The following is an 18,044-nucleotide window of genomic DNA, read 5'->3' on the forward strand; positions in this document are numbered from 1 at the left end:
ACGCCGGGACGACGACTTAGGGGATCTCATGGACCAGGCGCCAGACAGCGCGCACCAGGCCCAGGGCCTGCCCGGCTGCTACCGGCACCCGGAACGCGAGACCGGCGTGCGCTGCACCCGGTGCGAGCGCCCCATCTGCCCCGAGTGCATGGTCAGTGCCTCCGTCGGCTTCCAGTGCCCCGACTGCGTGCGCACCGGCTCCGGCACCGGACACCCGCCCGCCGCGGCCCGGCCGCGCACGATCGCGGGCGGCACGCTCACCGAGGACCCCCGGCTGATCACCAAGATCCTCCTCGGCATCAACATCGCGGTGTTCATCGCCGTGCAGGCCCGGCCGTCGCTGCTGAGCGACCTCTACCTGCTCGGTGCCGTGCCCACCGAGCCCTACACGCCCGTCTACGGCGTCGCGGGCGGGGAGTGGTACCGCCTGTTCACCTCGGTGTTCACGCACGAGGCGATCTGGCACATCGGCTTCAACATGCTCAGCCTGTGGTGGCTCGGCGGTCCCCTGGAAGCCGCCCTCGGCCGGAGCCGCTATCTGACCCTGTACCTGGTGTCGGGCCTGGCGGGCAGCACCCTCGCCTATCTCGCGGCCTCCCCCACCACGGCCACCCTCGGCGCCTCCGGTGCCGTCTTCGGGCTCTTCGGTGCCACCGCCGTCCTGATGCGGCGCATGAACTACGACATGCGGCCCATCCTCGCCCTGCTGGCGATCAACCTGCTCTTCACCTTCAACCCCGGCTTCAACATCTCCTGGCAGGCCCACATCGGCGGCCTGGTGGCGGGCGTGGTGATCGGTTACGGCATGGTCCACGCCCCGCGTGAGCGGCGGGCCCTCATCCAGTACGGCACCTGTGCGCTGGTGCTGGCGGTGATCGTCGGGATCGTCCTGCTCAGGACCGCACAGCTCACCTGAGCTGTGCGTATCCCCACCTGAGCGGGACTGTTGTCCACAGCAAGTGCCGGATCTTGTGCATACCGTTCGGGAACAGCTGTGCCCCCTGTCACCGACCCGCGTTTCCGCAGGTCAGGCAGGGGGCGAACGCGTTTTCGAATGCCGGTACTTCGGTCACACCGGCGTCAACGCCCCAGGGGTTATCCACAGATCGTCTTTCTTTTCCCCACTGTGGAAAACCGCTGTGGATAACTCAGGGGATAGCCCTGGGCAGAGGTGGGTTCACCGGGTGGTGGCCGCTACTTCCACTGCGTGGAGACGCCGAATCCGGCGGCGATGAACCCGAAGCCCACCACGATGTTCCAGTTGCCCAAGGCGTCGATGGGCAGCGAACCGTCGGTCACGTAGAACACGACGATCCAGGCCAGCCCGATGACGAACATGGCCAGCATCACGGGCGCCACCCAGCTGCGGTTGGTCAGCTTGATGGCGGTCGCCTGCTTCGCCGGCGGCGGCGTGTAGTCGGCCTTCTTGCGGATACGTGACTTCGGCACGAGGGTCTCTCCTGTCGATGCGCTGTGTGGCCGCGCAGGGAACTGTGGCTGGCTCGGGGCAGCGTACAAGGGGACACTGAGTGCTCCCCCGGGCGTCCGTTAGCGTAGTGCTTCCGTGGCGCCGAAGGAGATAAGGGTACGTTGAGCAATTCTGCCGACTTCCCCCCACCGGGATCCAGTCCTGCCCGCGGGCACCGCTTCCGGCCCGTGCGGGTGCTCACCGCTGCCGTCTTCGCTCTCGCGGGCCTCATCTTCTTCACCAGCTTCAACACGGCCAAGGGCACCAACATCCGCACGGACGCCTCCCTGCTGAAGCTGTCGGACCTGATCCACGAGCGCAGCCTGAAGAACGGCGAGCTGGACGAGTCCAACGCCGCCCTGCGCGAGGACGTGGAGAGCCTCGCGGAGCGGGACGACGGCAGCACCAAGGCCGAGGACGAGAAGCTCGCGGGTCTGGAGAAGAGCGCGGGCACCCAGAAGGTGACCGGCGAGGCGATCACGGTCACGCTGAACGACGCCCCGCCGGACGCCACCGCGAAGCTCCCCGGCTATCCCGAGCCGCAGCCCGACTACCTGGTCATCCACCAGCAGGACCTGCAGGCCGTGGTCAACGCGCTCTGGCAGGGCGGCGCCAAGGGCATCAAGGTGATGGACCAGCGGCTGATCTCCACCAGCGCCGTGCGCTGCGTCGGCAACACCCTGATCCTCCAGGGCCGCGTCTACTCACCGCCGTACAAGATCACGGCGGTCGGGGAGCCGGAGAAGCTGCAGAAGGCGCTCGCGGAGAGTCCGGCGATCCAGAACTACATGGTCTACGTCAATGTCTACGGCCTGGGCTGGAAAGTGACCGAGGACGGGGCGGTGACTCTTCCCGGCTACTCGGGCACAGTGGATCTGCAGTACGCCCAGCCCGTGGAGTGAGACCGACCGGGAGCCGCCGGTGCGCCTTGTCGTCAGGACCGTCAGCGAGCTGTGCATCACCGTAGGCACCGTGATCGTCCTGTTCGTCGCCTATGTGCTGTTCTGGACCGGCGTCAAGGCCGACCATGTGATGGACGACCAGATCGACCAGCTCCAGGAGCAGTGGGCGCGCGACAGCGTGCGGCCCACGCCGAGCAGCCCGCCGGAGCCGGCTGCGTACCGGAGCGGCAGGCCGTTCGCGATCATGTACATCCCGCGGCTCGGTTTCACGTGGAACAAGCCGGTGCTGGAGGGCACGACGACCGGCACCCTCAAGAAGGGCCTCGGCCACTACGCGCACACCGCGCGGCTCGGGCAGCGGGGCAACTTCTCGGTCGCGGGCCATCGCCGGACGTACGGCGACCCCTTCAAGGACTTCCCCAGGCTGCGCCGGGGTGACGCGGTGGTGCTGACGGACGGGACGACCTGGTTCACGTACCGCATCGACAAGGGTCCCTACAAGACCGTGCCCACGGACATTGAGGTGATCGACCCCGTCCCACGTAAGTCGAGGTACACGCGCGCGGGGCGCTATCTCACGCTCACCACGTGCGAACCGGAGTGGGGCCACAGTCACCGGCTGATCGTCTGGGCGCATCTGGACGCCACACAGCCCGTGGAGGCCGGGAAACCAGCGGCCCTGCGCCGTTAGTCTGGTGGGCGGTACGGCGTGAGTCTGGTGCCGTGGCGCTACGGAAGGGACGGCATGTACGGCTGGATCTGGCGGCATCTGCCGGGAAACGCGTGGGTGAAGGCCCTGCTCTCACTCGTGCTGGTCGTGGCCGCGGTGTACGTCCTCTTCCAGTACGTCTTTCCGTGGGCCGAGCCCCTTCTTCCCTTCGGTGATGTGACGGTGGACAACCAGTGAGCGCGCGCATTCTCGTCGTCGACAACTACGACAGCTTCGTCTTCAACCTGGTCCAGTACCTCTACCAGCTGGGCGCCGAGTGCGAGGTCCTGCGCAACGACGAGGTGTCCACGGCGCATGCCCAGGACGGCTTCGACGGTGTGCTGCTGTCGCCCGGACCCGGCACTCCCGAGGAGGCGGGCGTCTGCGTCGAGATGGTCCGCCACTGCGCGGCCACCGGCGTTCCCGTCTTCGGCGTCTGCCTGGGCATGCAGTCGATGCAGGTGGCGTACGGCGGTGTAGTGGACCGGGCGCCGGAGCTGCTGCACGGGAAGACCTCGCCCGTCGAGCACGAGGGCAAGGGCGTCTTCGCCGGCCTGCCCTCCCCCTTCACGGCCACCCGGTACCACTCCCTGGCCGCCGAGCCGGCGACCGTGCCGGCCGCGCTGGAGGTCACCGCGCGCACCCACGACGGCATCATCATGGGCCTGCGCCACCGCGAACTCCCGGTCGAGGGCGTGCAGTTCCATCCCGAGTCGGTGCTGACCGAGCACGGTCACCGGATGCTGGCGAACTGGCTGGCGGAGTGCGGCGACCAGGGTGCCGTGGCGAGGTCGACGGGGCTCGCCCCGGTGGTGGGCAGGGCCACGGCGTGACCCAACTGCGCCCCGAGCGCGAGTCCGGTGCCTCGTACGGAGAGCAGCCGTACGGGGACTCCGGTGCGCTCGGGGGGTGGTACGACAGCGCGGGGCCGGCGGAGCCCTGGGCGCCGGCCGACGACGAGACGGTGGCGCTGCGGGTTCCGGAACCGTCCGGGCCGATATCCCCGTCTGCGGGCGGGTCCGGTGCCGCCGCTTCCGGAACCCCGGGCGGGGGGCGTGCGGCCCGCAGAAAGGCCGCCAAGCGGCGTCGTGGGTGTCATGGGGGCGCGGCTCAGGCGTCCGCCGCGGAGTCGGCGCCGGACCGGCCGCTGTCGCGGGTGGAGGCGCGCCGGCAGGCGCGGGCCCGCAAGCCGAGTCCGGGAGTGCTGGTCAGCCGGGCGATCGGCGAGGTGTTCATCACCACCGGTGTGCTGATGCTGCTGTTCGTCAGCTACCAGCTGTGGTGGACGAACGTGCGGGCGCACGCGCAGGCCGACAAGGAGAAGAACAGCCTCCAGGAGGACTGGGAGAGCGGCAAGCGCAACCCCGGGACCTTCGAGCCGGGGCAGGGCTTCGCCATCCTGCACATCCCGAAGCTGGACGTGGTGGTCCCCATCGCCGAGGGCATCAGCAGCAAGAAGGTGCTGGACCGGGGGATGGTCGGGCACTACGCGGAGGGCGCGCTGAAGACGGCGATGCCGGAGGCGAAGACGGGGAACTTCGGTCTCGCGGGGCACCGCAACACCCACGGGGAACCGTTCCGCTACATCAACCGGCTGGAGCCGGGCGACCCGATCGTGGTGGAGACGCAGGACGACTACTTCGTCTACAAGATGGCCTCGATGCTGCCGGTGACGGCGCCGAGCAATGTGAGCGTGCTGGACCCCGTGCCGAAGGGCTCGGGGTTCACCGGGCCCGGCCGCTACATCACCCTCACCACGTGCACGCCGGAGTTCACCAGCAAGTACCGGATGATCGTCTGGGGCAAGATGGCCGAGGAACGGCCGCGCAGCAAGGGCAAGCCGGATGCGCTCGTCCAGTAAGGGCAGATGAACAGTGGCAGCGACCACCGAGCAGCAAGAGCTGACGGGCACCCCCACCTCCCCCCGGCGCCGGGGTCCCGGCCGGGTCGCGGTGGCGATCAGCGTCTTCGGTGAACTCCTCATCACGGCGGGCCTGGTGCTGGGTCTGTTCGTCGTCTACTCCCTGTGGTGGACGAACGTCATCGCGGACCGCAAGGCGGACCAGCAGGGCGACCAGGTCCGCGACGGCTGGGCCCAGGACGCCGGTGACGGCCCGGTGGCCTACGACTCCAAGAACGGCATCGGCTTCCTGCACGTCCCGGACATGACCAAGGGCGAGATCCTGGTCGAGAAGGGCACGACGGCGAAGATCCTCAACGACGGCGTCGCCGGTTACTACACCGACCCGGTCAAGGCGACCCTGCCGACCTCCGGCAAGAAGGGCAACTTCTCCCTCGCCGCCCACCGCGACGGCCACGGCGCGAAGTTCCACAACATCGACAAGCTGGTGAAGGGCGACCCGATCGTCTTCGAGACGAAGGACAAGTGGTACGTCTACAAGGTCTACGCCGCCCTCCCGGAGACCTCGAAGTACAACGTCAAGGTCCTCGGCGCGGTCCCCGAGGAATCGGGCCGCACCAAGGCGGGCCACTACATCACCCTGACGACCTGCACCCCGGTCTACACGAGCCGCTACCGCTTCGTCGTGTGGGGCGAACTGGACCGCGTGGAAAAGGTCGACGCCCAGCGGACCCTGCCGAAGGAACTGCGCTAGCCAGAGGTACGACGACGGCCCCGGCTCCCCCTGAAGGGGATCCGGGGCCGTCGTACGGGCTGAGCCGGGGTCAGTTCTCCGTGCGGAGCGTCACGCCGTTCACTCCGCCGAAGATTCCTCCGTTGCCGTTGCCGTTGCCGCCGTCCTCGCCGCCGCCGCCGTCGACGGCGATGATGTCGACGGTCTGGCCCTTGTTGACCGCGGTGCCCGGGGCCGGGTTGGAGCTGAGGACCGTGGCGTTGTCGTCCTGGGATCCGCCGATGTTGCCGACCGCCAGGCCCGCGTCCGTCAGCATCTTCTTGGCGTCCTTGAGCTTCTGTCCCTGGATTTGCGGGACCTGGACCTGGGTGTTCGCGGGCTGCTTGCCGACCTCGATGTTGACCTTGGAACCGGGGTCGGCCGTCTGGCCGGCCGCGGGGGTGGTCTTGATGACCTTGCCCACCTGGTTCGGGTCCTGGGTCTCGACCTCGGTGCACTCGCCGACCAGCTCGCTGGCCGTCATCTGGGTCTTCGCCTCGTCGCAGGACTTGCCGACGACATCGGGAACGGTCGCCTTCTCCTCGGCCTTGGCCACGGTGAGGGTGATCGTGGAGCCCTTCTCGACCTCCGCGCCGAGTTCGGGGTCCTGTGCCGTGACGGTGCCTTCCGGCTCCGACGACACCTCCTCCTTCTTCTTGACGACGAACTCGTACTTGTCGTCTTCCAGCCGCGCCTTGGCGTCCTCGAAGGAGTCCCCGAGCACACTCGGCACCGCCACCTTCGGCGCACCGGTCGACACCACGACGTCGATGGTCGAGTTCTTGTCGACGGTCGCGCCCCCGGTCGGCGTCTGCGAGCAGATCTTGCCCTTGGTCTGGTCCTCGCAGGGCTTCTCGGTGGGGTTCAGCGTCAGCTCGGCGTTCTTGGCCCGCTGCTCGGCCTTCTCGAGGGTGAGGCCCACGAAGTCCGGCGCCTTCGTGGTGTTGTTGGAGACTCCCTCGCCGTCGAAGATCCACTTTCCGATCAGGATGGCGCCCACCAGGACCAGCACCGCGGCCACGACCAGCAGGATCGTGGAGGTGTTGTTCTTCTTCTGGCGGCGCCGGTCCGGGCGGTCGTCGTAGCCGAAGCCGCCGTCGTCCGGGTTCATCGGCGGCAGCATCGACGTGGCGCCGGCGTCCGAGGAGCGCAGGGCCGTCGTCGGCTGGTCGTCGGGGTAGCCGCCGTAGCCGACCGAGCCCATCGCCGCGGTGGCGGCGACCGGCTGGCCGTCCAGGGCGGCCTCGATGTCGAGCCGCATCTCGTCGGCGGATTGATAGCGGTAGTTCGGGTCCTTGACCAGCGCCTTCAGGACGATGGCGTCCATCTCGGGCGTGATCTCGGGGTCGAAGACCGACGGAGGCTGGGCCTCCTCGCGGACGTGCTGGTAGGCCACGGCCACCGGGGAGTCGCCCACGAAGGGCGGCCGTACCGTCAGCAGCTCGTACAGCAGGCAGCCCGTGGAGTAGAGGTCGGACCGGTTGTCGACCTGCTCGCCCTTCGCCTGTTCCGGCGAGAGGTACTGGGCGGTGCCGATGACGGCCGACGTCTGCGTCATCGTCATCCCGGAGTCGCCCATCGCGCGGGCGATACCGAAGTCCATGACCTTGACCTGGCCGTTGCGCGTCAGCATGACGTTGGCCGGCTTGATGTCGCGGTGGACGATGCCGTTGCGGTGCGAGTACTCCAGCGCCTGGAGGATGCCGATGGTCATCTCCATCGAGCGCTCCGGCAGCAGCTTGCGGCCACTGTGCAGAAGCTCACGCAGAGTGGACCCGTCGACGTACTCCATGACGATGTACGGGATCGACACGTTGTCGATGTAGTCCTCGCCCGTGTCGTAGACCGCCACGATCGCGGGGTGGTTGAGCGAGGCGGCCGACTGGGCCTCCCGGCGGAAGCGGGCCTGGAAGGACGGGTCTCGCGCGAGATCCGCGCGCAGCGTCTTCACTGCCACGGTGCGGCCGAGGCGCTGGTCATGCGCGAGGTAGACCTCGGCCATGCCACCACGGCCGAGCACTTGGCCCAGCTCGTACCGGCCGCCGAGGCGACGCGGCTCTTCCATAAGCTACCTACCAGCCCTCTCCGTCGGTCCCGACCGGCATGCTTGTACGGTCGGAGGCTGCCGTCCGGGCCTACCGTACCCGGCTCGCTCTGTGTGACCTGGCCAAGCCCGTCACCCGATACAGGACCGGTATCGCAACGTGCACCGATGTGAAGGCAACGTGAGCGGGGTCACTTCTTGCTGTCGATGACTGCCTTCATCACGTCCCTTGCGATCGGGCCGGCCAGACCGCCGCCGCTGATGTCGTCACGGTTGGCGGCACCGTCCTCGACGACCACGGCGACCGCCACCGGAGAGCTGCCGTCGGACAGCTTGGCGTAGGAGATGAACCAGGCGTACGGCTTCTCGCTGTTGTTCAGGCCGTGCTGGGCGGTACCGGTCTTGCCGCCGACCGTGGCGCCGTCGATCCGCGCGCTGGAGCCGGTGCCCTGCGGGTCGTTGACCACGGCCTCCATCATTTCCTGGAGCTTCTGCGCGGTGTCGGCGGAGACGGCCTGGGACAGCTCCTCCGGCTCGTTGGTCGCGATGGTGTCGAGGTTCGCGGCCTTGAGCTGGTCGACCATGTACGGCTTCATCAGCTTGCCGTCGTTGGCGACAGCCGAGGCGACCATGGCCATCTGCAGCGGGGTGGCCCGGTTGGAGGCCTGGCCGATGCCGTCCATGGCGTTCTGCGGCGCGTTGTCCTCGGGGTAGATGCTCTCCGCGGCACGCACCGGGGTGTCCAGCTCCGGGTCGTTGAAGCCGAACTTCTCCGCCTGCTCGATCATCTTCTCGTTGCCGACGTTGTCGGCCATCTTCGCGAAGACGGTGTTGCAGGACACCATGAGCGCGTACTTCAGGGTGGCGTTCTTGCACTCACCGTGCTGGTTGGTGAGCGGGTCCCCGGTGGTCTGCGGCAGCTGGTACGGGTCCGGCGTCTTGGTCGCCTCGTCGATCCCGGAGACCTCACCGTTCTCCAGCGCCGCGGCCGCGGTGACCACCTTGAAGGTGGACCCCGGCGGGTAGACCTCGCGCAGCGCCCGGTTCAGCATTGGGTCGTCGGGGTTGTTCTTCTTCTGTACGGCGTTCCAGGCCTCGGCGTCCTTGTCGGAGTTCCCGGCGAACTTCGACGGGTCGTACGACGGGGTGGAGACCAGCGCCAGGATCTTGCCGGTGGCCGGGTCGATCGCGGCGACGGCGCCCTTCTTGGAGCCGAGTCCTTCGTACGCGGCCTTCTGCGCGGCGGCGTTGAGGGTGAGCTCGACGCTGCCGCCCTTCTTGGGCTTGCCCGTCAGCATGTCGAGGGTGTTGCGGAAGAAGAGGCGGTCGTCCGTCCCGGTGAGGATGCCGTCCTCCAGCCGCTCCAGCTGGTTGGCGCCAAAAGCCTGCGACGAGTAGCCGGTCACCGGCGCCCACATGGCCCCGTCGGTCCAGGTGCGCTTGTACTTGTAGTCGCCGCTCTCGGACTCCACGGAGCCGGTGATCGCCTTGCCGTCGACGATGATGTTTCCGCGCTTGGTCGAGTACCGCTCGATGTTGACGCGGCGGTTCTCGCTGTCGTCCGCCAGGTCGTCGGCCTTGACGTACTGCAGGTAGTTGTTGCGGACGAGCAGGGCGAGGATCAGAAGTCCGCAGAAGATCGCGATCCGGCGCAGGGGCTTGTTCATGTCGGGCGCACCACCTGGGTCATCTCGGCGTCGGGGTTGGGGGCGGGGGTGGGCGCCGGGCGGCGCGCGGTGTCGCTGATCCGCAGCAGGATGCCGATCAGGGCCCAGTTGGCGATGACGGACGAACCGCCGTAGGCCACGAACGGCAGCGTCATACCGGTCAGCGGGATGAGGCCCATGACACCACCGGCCACCACGAAGACCTGAAGGGCGAAGGCGCCGGACAGGCCGACGGCCAGCAGCTTGCCGAACGGGTCGCGGGCCGCCAGCGAGGTACGGATGCCGCGCTCGATGATCAGGCCGTAGATCAGCAGGATCGCCATGACGCCCGCCAGGCCCAGCTCCTCGCCGAACGTGGCCAGGATGAAGTCGGAGTTGGCGGCGAAGCCGATCAGGTCGGAGTTGCCCTGTCCGAGGCCGGTGCCGAGGGTGCCGCCGGAGCCGAACGCCCACAGGGCCTGCATGGCCTGCTCGGAGTGGACGATGCCGTCCTGGACCCCGGCACGGGAGAGCTCGTACTCGCGCATCGGGTCGAGCCAGGCCTGTACACGGGTCTGGATGTGCGGTTCGAAGCTCGCCACGCCGACGGCGCCGACCGCGGACATCAGCAGACCGAAGACGATCCAGCTGGTCCGCTCGGTGGCGACGTACAGCATGATGACGAACATCCCGAAGAACAGCAGGGACGTACCGAGGTCGGTCTCGAAGATCAGGATGAGGATCGAGAGCACCCAGATCACGAGGATGGGTCCGAGGTCGCGGCCGCGCGGCAGGTACAGGCCCATGAAGCGGCGGCTGGCCAGTGCCAGGGCGTCTCGCTTGACCATGAGGTAGCCGGCGAAGAAGACCGCGAGGGCGATCTTCGCGAACTCACCCGGCTGGAGCGTGCCGAGGCCGGGGATCTTGATCCAGATCTTGGCGCCGTAGACATCCGCGCCGAGTCCGGGCACGAGCGGCAGGACCAGCAGGAACAACGCTGCGGCCATGGAGATGTACGTGTAGCGCTGCAGGACGCGGTGGTCCTTGAGGAGGATCAGTACGCACACCAGCAGGGCGAGGCCCATCGCCGAGTACAGCAGCTGGCGCGGTGCCGCCTCGACGTAGATGTTGCTCTGCTGCAGGCGCTTGGACTGGTCCAGACGCCAGATGGCGACCAGTCCCAGGCCGTTGAGCAGCGTGGCGAGGGGCAGCAGCAGCGGATCGGCGTACGGCGCGAACTTGCGGACCGCGAGATGGCCGACCCCGGCCAGCAGACCGAAGCCCAGGCCGTAGCCCAGGAGGCCGGTGGGCACCTCGTCATTGATCGCCAGCCCCACATTGGCATAGGCGAAAACCGGAATGACGACGGCGAACACCAGCAGCGCGAGCTCGGTGTTGCGTCGGCTCGGTGCGCCGATGGAGCCGATCGTGGACGTGTGATGCGTCGAGGTGTTGGGCGTACTGCTCATCGTGTGACGGGGCCTCTCACGGCTTGCCTACTGCGTACCGCACTTCGAGACGACCTTCTGCTCTTCCTCCGAGAGGGTGGGGCCGGGAGTGGGAGTAGGGGCGGTCGCGGACGGGGACGGGGAGTTCGAGGGCTTGTCCGACGGCGTGGGTGTCGGTGACGCCTTGGACGTGAGGGAGGTACGCGTGGTTCCCGTGGTGCCTCCGGCCTCGCCCTCGCCGGTCCGGGAGTTCCGCTCGCGCTCGGCCGCCTGCCGCTCGGACTGCTTCTTGCACGCGGAGGCCTGCAGGGCCAGCTCGTCGATCTTCTTCTGGGCGTCGTCGAGCCCGCCCTCGGGGATCGTCGCCTCGACAAGCTCCTGCTGGTACGGCGGGAGGTACTTGAGTTCGATCTCGGGGTGGTCCTTCTCCACATCCGACAGCGAGACCCAGGCGAGGTCCTGGCTGATGCCCCGGTACAGGGCGACGTGCTCGCCGTTGGCGCCCACGTAGTACTGGGTCTGCGTCCAGCGCCAGCCGCCGTACAGACCGCCGCCGACGACGGCCAGCGCGAGCACCGAGTAGAAGGATCTCTTCAGCCACTTGCGGCCCTTGCGGGGCTTGACGAAGTCGTCGTCGCCGTAGTCGCCGAAGTCGGCCGTGGAGATGTAGCCGGTGGTGTCGCCGGAGCCGGGCGGGCCGAACTCGCCGCCTCCGCCGCCCTGTCCGGGCACCTGGCGGCCGAGCCCGGAGGCGCGGCCCGCGGGGGTCTGCATGATGCCGTTGTCGTGCAGCTGGTGCTGGTTCTCGGCGACGGCGCCGACCACGACGGGCTGGTCGGAGATCTGCCCGGCGAGGGTGTCCCCGGTGTCCAGGTCGAGGACGTCCGCGACGATCACGGTGATGTTGTCGGGGCCGCCGCCGCGCAGCGCGAGCTGGATGAGCTCCTGCACGGTCTCCTGGGGGCCCTGATAGCTGGCGAGGGTGTCCTCCAGGGTCTGGTGGGACACGACGCCGGAGAGGCCGTCGGAGCAGATCAGATAGCGGTCGCCGGCCCGGACCTCGCGGATCGACAGATCCGGCTCGACATGGTCGCCGCTGCCCAACGCCCGCATCAGCAGGGAGCGTTGGGGGTGGGTGGTGGCTTCCTCCTCGGTGATCCGGCCCTCGTCGACGAGCCGCTGCACCCAGGTGTGGTCCTGCGTGATCTGGGTGAGCACACCGTCGCGCAGCAGGTACGCGCGCGAGTCGCCGACGTGCACCAGGCCCAGGCGCTGCCCGGTCCACAGCAGGGCGGTGAGCGTGGTGCCCATGCCCTCCAGCTGAGGGTCGTCCTCGACCATCGAGCGCAGCTGGTCGTTGGCGCGCTGCACGGCGGTGCCGAGCGAGGTGAGGATGTCGGAGCCGGGCACGTCGTCGTCGAGGGCGACGATGGTGGAGATGGCCTCGGAGGAGGCGACCTCGCCGGCCGCCGCGCCGCCCATGCCGTCGGCGATGGCGAGCAGCCGGGGACCGGCGTATCCGGAGTCCTCGTTGCCCTCCCGGATCATGCCTTTGTGCGATCCGGCGGCGAAGCGCAGTGACAGACTCATGCGCACCTCGCCCGTCGGCTCCGGGTACATCCGCACGGTGCCCACCCTCCGGTCGGGAGCGCGCCGGGGCCCGTCGTGGGGGCCTCCGCTGCGTGCTCGCTCCGCTCGCGCCTATTCATGATGCAGCACTACTTCCGCAGCTCGATGACGGTCTTGCCGATGCGGATCGGCGCGCCCAGCGGAATCGGGGTCGGGGTCGTCAGCCGCGATCGGTCGAGGTACGTGCCATTGGTGGAGCCCAGGTCCTCGACGATCCAGTTGCCGTCGCGGTCCGGGTAGATCCTGGCATGCCGGCTCGAGGCGTAGTCGTCGTCCAGCACGATCGTGCTGTCGTGCGCCCGGCCCAGCGTGATGGTCTGGCCCTGGAGCGCGACCGTGGTGCCGGTGAGGGTGCCCTCGGAGACCACGAGTTTGGTGGGGGCGTTACGGCGCTGACGGCCACCGCCGCCCGTCTGCTGGCGCTGCTGTGGTGGCGCCGCCTGGCGCGCCTGCTGCTGCTGGCGTCCGGCCTCCCGGCGCGACCCGCGCTGGGTGACGCGCGTACCGAACAGGTCGCTGCGGATGACCTGCACGGCCACGATCACGAACAGCCACAGGACGGCCAGGAAACCCAGCCGCATGACCGTGAGGGTCAGCTCTGACATTGCCCCCGCTTCACCCTTCGGCTTGCCTATAGAGAATGGTGGTGTTGCCCACGACGATCCGCGAGCCGTCGCGGAGCGTAGCGCGGGTGGTGTGCTGTCCGTCCACCACGATGCCGTTGGTGGACCCGAGATCCTGGATCGTCGAGGGCGTTCCGGTCCGGATCTCACAGTGCCGGCGGGAGACGCCGGGGTCGTCGATCCGCACGTCGGCCTCGGTGCTGCGGCCCAGCACGAGCGTCGCGCGGGAGATCTGATGGCGGGTGCCGTTGATCTCGATCCAGTAGCGGGTGCGGCCGGCGGCCGCGGGCGCCGCGGGACGCGGGCCGCCTGCGGGCTGGGGGTAGCCGTAGCCGCCGGGGCGGGCGCCGCCGGGGGGCGGCGCGCTCGGCATCGGCGGGGCTCCCGCGGGCGCGGCCGGAGCGGCGGCGGGCGGGTAGCCGTAGCCGCCGGGGCGTCCGGCCGGGGCGGCGGCGGGCTGGCCGCCCTGCTGGTCGGTGGAGCCGGCCAGGGTGCGGCTGCGTACGCGGTACAGGCCGGTGTCGAGGTCGTCGGCCTTCTCCAGGTGGACCTTGATGGGGCCCATGAAGCTGTAGCGCTGCTGCTTGGCGTAGTCGCGGACCATGCCGGCGAGCTCGTCGCCGAGCTGCCCGGAGTAGGGGCTCAGGCGCTCGAAGTCCGGTGCGCTGAGCTCCACGATGAAGTCATTGGGGACGACCGTGCGGTCACGGTTCCAGATGGTCGCGTTGTTGTCGCACTCGCGCTGCAGGGCTCCCGCGATCTCCACGGGCTGGACCTCGGACTTGAACACCTTGGCGAACGTGCCGTTGACCAGACCTTCGAGACGCTGCTCGAACTTCTTCAGGACTCCCATGGGGCACCTCCTCCGTAGCTGCTTGTGTCCTGCGTCCCGCCCTGCGGGTACTGCCTTACCTGGTACTGCTTACTGATCGTATCCACGCGCCGGTGAATCGGCTGGTTCCCCCTGTCGGCCCGGTCGACGGGTGTCGACGCCTGACGAAGTTCCCTGTGGAGCTCGCCTTCGAACTCTTCTCGGGCGTACTCCTGCCAAGGATCGTAGAGGCGGCCGCAGACCAGTGTCCCGCACCTGACTGTGGACCCGGACCGGCTGTGGGGCAGACGGGCCGGACCGGTACGAGGTTGATACGTGAACAGAGACGGCCTGAGACGCGTCAGGGCCGCGCAGGGGGGCTGCTGCCCCGGCGGAAGGGATGTGAACCCACCCGGTCCAGCGTGCTAATGTTCTCGATGTCGGAAGGCGCGGAACCGCAAGGGACAGGGCCTGAGGACACACCCAATGCGCGGGTGGCGGAATAGGCAGACGCGCTGGATTCAGGTTCCAGTGCCCGAAAGGGCGTGGGGGTTCAACTCCCCCCTCGCGCACCACCGGAAGAGCGGCATCGATCAGATGCCGCTCTTTCTTGTTGTCCGGTGACCGGCAGAGGCGTCTCCTCTGTGAGGAAGCTCTCAGGCGCGCTTCATGACCAGGCTGACGTTGTGGCCGCCGAAGCCGAAGGAGTTGGCGAGGGCCGCGTCCCAGGAGCCGGTGCGGTTCTCGCCGCGGACCACGTCGAGCCGGATCTCGGGGTCCTGCTCGTCGAGGTTGCGGACCGCCGGGACCACCCCGTGGTGCAGGGACAGCAGCGTGGACAGGGCGCCGAACGCACCGGAGGCGCCCAGCATGTGGCCCGTCATGGACTTGGTGGCGGTGACCGCGGCCTCGTCGCCGACCACCTTGTGCAGCGCCTCGGCCTCCGCGAGATCCCCGCTCGGGGTGGAGGTGGCGTGCGCGTGGACGTGCCCGATGTCCCGCGCCTCGACGCCCGCGTCGGCCAGCGCCGTGCGCATCGCCTGGATCTGGCCCTCCGCGTCGGAGGCGGTGATGTGCTGGGCGCTGGACTGCACGGCCGCGCCCGCGAGCGCGCCGTAGACCCGGGCCCCGCGCGCCCGGGCGAACTCCGCGCGCTCCAGGACGACCAGGGCGGCTCCCTCGGCGATCACGAACCCGGAGCGGGCCGCGTCGAACGGGCGGGACACCGCCGCCGGGTCGCCGCCCCGCACGGACAGCGCCTTCATCTGGGCGAAGGCCGCGATCATGAACGGGTGCAGGGTGGCCTCGGTGCCGCCCGCGACGACGACATCGGCGCGGCCCGCCCGGATCAGGTCCAGGCCCAGCGCGAGGGACTCCGCGCCGGAGGCACAGGCGCTGACGGGGGCGCGGGCGCCGGCCCGGGCGCCGAGCTCCATGGAGACCCAGGCGGCCGGGCCGTTGGGCATCAGCATCGGCACCGCGAACGGCGACAGCCGCCGCATGCCCGTGCTCTCGTAGAGGTCGTCCTGGCCCAGCGAGCTGAGGATGCCACCGATGCCGGTGCCGACGACGACCGCGAGGCGCTCCGGCTCGACCCGCGGCACCCCCGCGTCCTGCCAGGCCTCGCGGGCGGCCAGCACGGCCAGTTGCTCGCCCCGGTCCAGCTTGCGGGCCTGCGCCCGGCCGATCGCCTCGGTGAGATCGCCCGCCACGGTGCCGGCGATGCGCACCGGCAGCTCCTCGGGCCAGTCGGGGCCGAGGTCGCGGACGCCGGAACGCCCGGCCAGCAGGCCGTCCCAGGACGCGGCGGCGGTCGCGCCGAGCGGTGTCAGCGCACCGACACCTGTCACCAGTACGTCGTCACCGTGCGGGGCCATCTGAACTCTCCTCGGATCCGGCGGGGCCAATTCGTCGATACGTCCTGACACCATCGCCCGGCGGACGGCCGGACGGGCCCGCCGGACGCGAACGGGCCAGAGATCCTGCGTGAACGTGGCACCGGGTACGGGCACGTCGAACCGCCGTTCCGGCACCCCTGTCGTCGTGCGCGGATGTGCCACTGCGCGTGCGCGGCCGGGCGAGAAGATCGCGGCGTGGCGGCCTAGCGTGTCCTCGGTGCAGCGGCGCCCCCACCGGACCGGGGACAGTCCGGTGGGGTTCGCGGCCGTGTCACGGTTCCGGTCGTCACCTCGTGGAGAACAACTCGCCGTCCGTACGGCGGGCCAGGAGCGACCGGTACCAGGTGGCACCGACGGCGAAGTCACGGGCGAAGTCACCCGTGGGCGCCATGTCGAGCAACTGCCACAGACGGGAGCTGTCGTACCAGTGGTCGACCGCGAGCAACGACAGACGCCGCCGGACCAGGCTGTCCCGGTCGGCGCCGGTCAGCGCGGCCGCCCGGGCGTAGGACACCTCGCCCTCGGGCGGCGGCAGCCGCAGCTCGCGGCAGACCGTCTCGATCAGGTCCCGCACCAGGACCGGCTCCGGCCGGGCCGCGTGCAGGACCGCACCGCGCGGCAGCTCGGGCCGCAGGGCCAGCGCGGCCACGACCCGGGCCAGATCGTGCACACCGATCACGGACGTGCGGGCACGTCCGCCGTCGATCCAGTGGGGGAAGGCGGTGAGGAAGTCCACCAGCGCCGGGACCACCCAGACGTCTCCGGGGCCGTGGACCAGATGCGGGCGCAGGACCAGGCCGCCGGCCGCGAGGACCCGCTGTTCACCGGCGAGCCTGCTGACGCTGGTCGGCGAGGACGGGCCGAGCTCCGGTTCGCCCTCCCTGGCCCCGGTGTGCGGCTCGTCCCGGTAGACGGCCGTGGTGCCCAGCTGGACGATCCGCTCGACCCCCGCGCGGGCGGCCTCCGCCAGCAGGGCCTCGGTGCCCGCGTCGTTGACGGCCGCGCAGTCCGCGGGGCTGCCGCCGATCAGCGAGGCCAGATGGAGCACGGTGTCCACGCCGTCGCAGACACCGCGCAGCGAGCGCGGGTCGCGCAGCGAGCCGTGGCGCACCTCCACCCGGCCCGTGTCGTCGAGGGCCGGGGGGCGGTTGTGGACGAGTAGGCGCAGCTGCGGGGAGTCCAGCGCGGCAGGGCCGGTGGAGAGCAGGCCGGTGACGTGGGAGCCCACGAAGCCGGTGCCACCGGTGATCAGTATCCGTCGCGTGGGTGCCATGTGGGATTTCTTTCCGATCTCGTCTCGGGAAAAGGGATCAGGGCAGGCAGTGCGGCACGGAGGGGGGAAGAAAGCGGCGCGTGGGGTTGCCGTCGGTGCGTAAAGGGAGCGTGCGGGAATTCGAGCCGGAATCGAGTACGGCGCGAATCGGGGACTCAGCAGACGGGTGAGATGAGGCCATGCCGAACGGCGGACTTCTTGACGGAAAGCACGCGTTCATCACGGGCGCCAGCAGTGGCATCGGGGCGGCGGCGGCCCGGGTCTTCTGCCGGGAGGGTGCGTCGGTCACCCTGGCCGCCCGCCGCCACGAACGGCTCGCCGCGCTCGTCGACGAGCTGTGTGCCGAGGGGTACGAGGCTCACTGCGTCGTCGTCGACGTGGCGAGGAACGACCAGGTGGCGGCGGGTGTGGCGGCGGCTCTGGAGAGATTCGGGAAGCTCGACGTGGCGTTCAACAACGCCGGGGTCGCGGCCGAGGGCACGCCCATGCACCTGATGAGCGACGAGGTCTACGACACCCTCATGGACACCAATGTCCGTGGCATGTGGAACTGCCTCCGCCATGAAATCACAGCGATGCTCGGCCGAGGTGGCGCCATTGTGAACACCAGTAGCACGGCGGGGCTGGTGGCGACTCCGGTGGCCGCGCCCTATATCGCCGCCAAGCATGCGGTCATCGGATTGACGAAGGCGGCCGCCGCTGAGTATTCGGCGAGTGGAATTCGGATCAACGCCCTTGTGCCCGGGGCGACCCACAGCGAAATGACGGACGCGTGGATGGCGAAGGTTCCCGGTGTGGCGGACGAACTCGCGCGGGCGGCGCTGCTGCCGCGGATCGCGGGGCCGGAGGAGATCGCCGAGGCGGCGGCCTGGCTGTGCAGCGACCGGGCCTCGTTCGTGGTCGGCGCGACGGTGCCGGTGGACGGCGGCTGGACGGTGCGGTGAGGAGGGTGGTGCCGGG

17 protein-coding genes and 1 tRNA gene are annotated in these 18,044 nt (G+C 69.5%); 9 read left to right on the forward strand and 9 right to left on the reverse strand.

Annotation, left to right across the window (positions count from 1 at the left end):
- The first annotated feature begins 28 nt into the window (after window positions 1-28).
- On the forward strand, window positions 29-916 hold the full coding sequence (locus tag ACFYW5_RS11000; RefSeq protein ID WP_389416636.1) for a rhomboid family intramembrane serine protease: 888 nt from the start codon (window positions 29-31) through the stop codon (window positions 914-916).
- Between the two features lie 278 nt (window positions 917-1,194).
- On the opposite strand, the gene crgA is transcribed toward ACFYW5_RS11000, so the two are convergent.
- Window positions 1,195-1,449, reverse strand: a complete 255-nt coding sequence (crgA, locus tag ACFYW5_RS11005; protein WP_269660472.1) for a cell division protein CrgA — start codon at window positions 1,447-1,449, stop codon at window positions 1,195-1,197.
- A gap of 141 nt (window positions 1,450-1,590) precedes the next feature.
- On the opposite strand from crgA, the gene ACFYW5_RS11010 reads away from it, so the two are divergent.
- The 6 genes from ACFYW5_RS11010 to ACFYW5_RS11035 are packed head-to-tail and all read left to right on the forward strand — an operon-like array spanning window position 1,591 to window position 5,694.
- Window positions 1,591-2,370 (forward strand): DUF881 domain-containing protein, encoded by a 780-nt coding sequence (locus ACFYW5_RS11010; protein ID WP_389416637.1) that lies wholly within the window; start codon window positions 1,591-1,593, stop codon window positions 2,368-2,370.
- A gap of 19 nt (window positions 2,371-2,389) precedes the next feature.
- Entirely contained in the window at window positions 2,390-3,061 is a 672-nt protein-coding gene (locus ACFYW5_RS11015) for a class E sortase (RefSeq protein WP_389416638.1), read from the forward strand.
- An 18-nt stretch (window positions 3,062-3,079) separates the two neighbouring features.
- Complete coding sequence (locus ACFYW5_RS11020; protein ID WP_389417017.1) at window positions 3,080-3,277, forward strand: hypothetical protein; 198 nt, start codon at window positions 3,080-3,082, stop codon at window positions 3,275-3,277.
- Complete coding sequence (locus tag ACFYW5_RS11025) at window positions 3,274-3,912, forward strand: aminodeoxychorismate/anthranilate synthase component II (RefSeq protein WP_351982853.1); 639 nt, start codon at window positions 3,274-3,276, stop codon at window positions 3,910-3,912. The genes ACFYW5_RS11020 and ACFYW5_RS11025 overlap by 4 nt, the downstream gene beginning before the upstream one ends.
- On the forward strand, window positions 3,909-4,940 hold the full coding sequence (locus ACFYW5_RS11030; protein WP_389416639.1) for a class E sortase: 1,032 nt from the start codon (window positions 3,909-3,911) through the stop codon (window positions 4,938-4,940). The genes ACFYW5_RS11025 and ACFYW5_RS11030 overlap by 4 nt, the downstream gene beginning before the upstream one ends.
- Window positions 4,941-4,953: 13 nt before the next feature.
- Entirely contained in the window at window positions 4,954-5,694 is a 741-nt protein-coding gene (locus tag ACFYW5_RS11035; RefSeq protein WP_389416640.1) for a class E sortase, read from the forward strand.
- A gap of 70 nt (window positions 5,695-5,764) precedes the next feature.
- On the opposite strand, the gene pknB is transcribed toward ACFYW5_RS11035, so the two are convergent.
- The 6 genes from pknB to ACFYW5_RS11065 form a co-directional block, all read right to left on the reverse strand.
- Window positions 5,765-7,777, reverse strand: a complete 2,013-nt coding sequence (gene pknB / locus ACFYW5_RS11040; RefSeq protein ID WP_389416641.1) for a Stk1 family PASTA domain-containing Ser/Thr kinase — start codon at window positions 7,775-7,777, stop codon at window positions 5,765-5,767.
- A gap of 170 nt (window positions 7,778-7,947) precedes the next feature.
- Entirely contained in the window at window positions 7,948-9,423 is a 1,476-nt protein-coding gene (locus ACFYW5_RS11045) for a peptidoglycan D,D-transpeptidase FtsI family protein (protein ID WP_389416642.1), read from the reverse strand.
- On the reverse strand, window positions 9,420-10,871 hold the full coding sequence (locus ACFYW5_RS11050; RefSeq protein WP_389416643.1) for an FtsW/RodA/SpoVE family cell cycle protein: 1,452 nt from the start codon (window positions 10,869-10,871) through the stop codon (window positions 9,420-9,422). The genes ACFYW5_RS11045 and ACFYW5_RS11050 overlap by 4 nt, the downstream gene beginning before the upstream one ends.
- Before the next feature lie 27 nt (window positions 10,872-10,898).
- A complete protein-coding gene (locus ACFYW5_RS11055; RefSeq protein ID WP_389417001.1) occupies window positions 10,899-12,470 on the reverse strand; it encodes a Stp1/IreP family PP2C-type Ser/Thr phosphatase in 1,572 nt (523 codons plus the stop codon).
- 98 nt (window positions 12,471-12,568) lie between these two features.
- Entirely contained in the window at window positions 12,569-13,084 is a 516-nt protein-coding gene (locus ACFYW5_RS11060; protein WP_250073558.1) for an FHA domain-containing protein, read from the reverse strand.
- 10 nt (window positions 13,085-13,094) lie between these two features.
- Window positions 13,095-13,955, reverse strand: coding sequence for an FhaA domain-containing protein (locus ACFYW5_RS11065; protein WP_389416644.1), 861 nt, complete (start codon window positions 13,953-13,955; stop codon window positions 13,095-13,097).
- Window positions 13,956-14,401: 446 nt separating this feature from the next.
- Between ACFYW5_RS11065 and ACFYW5_RS11070 the strand changes: the two genes are divergently transcribed.
- Window positions 14,402-14,488 (forward strand) — tRNA-Leu (locus tag ACFYW5_RS11070).
- 81 nt (window positions 14,489-14,569) lie between these two features.
- Here the strand turns inward: ACFYW5_RS11070 and ACFYW5_RS11075 are convergent.
- Window positions 14,570-15,790, reverse strand: coding sequence for a beta-ketoacyl-[acyl-carrier-protein] synthase family protein (locus tag ACFYW5_RS11075; protein WP_389416645.1), 1,221 nt, complete (start codon window positions 15,788-15,790; stop codon window positions 14,570-14,572).
- A 307-nt stretch (window positions 15,791-16,097) separates the two neighbouring features.
- The gene (locus ACFYW5_RS11080; protein WP_389416646.1) at window positions 16,098-17,084 is read right to left on the reverse strand and encodes an NAD-dependent epimerase/dehydratase family protein; all 987 of its coding nucleotides are present in this window, start codon (window positions 17,082-17,084) and stop codon (window positions 16,098-16,100) included.
- A gap of 179 nt (window positions 17,085-17,263) precedes the next feature.
- Here ACFYW5_RS11080 and ACFYW5_RS11085 point away from each other — a divergent pair, with 179 nt between their 5' ends.
- Window positions 17,264-18,028 carry an SDR family NAD(P)-dependent oxidoreductase gene (locus ACFYW5_RS11085; protein ID WP_389416647.1) on the forward strand — a complete coding sequence of 255 codons (765 nt, stop codon included), beginning with the start codon at window positions 17,264-17,266 and terminating at the stop codon, window positions 18,026-18,028.
- The last annotated feature ends 16 nt before the right edge of the window (window positions 18,029-18,044 follow it).

The organism is Streptomyces sp. NPDC002779, from assembly GCF_042888685.1.
Taxonomy (GTDB): Bacteria; Actinomycetota; Actinomycetes; order Streptomycetales; family Streptomycetaceae; genus Streptomyces.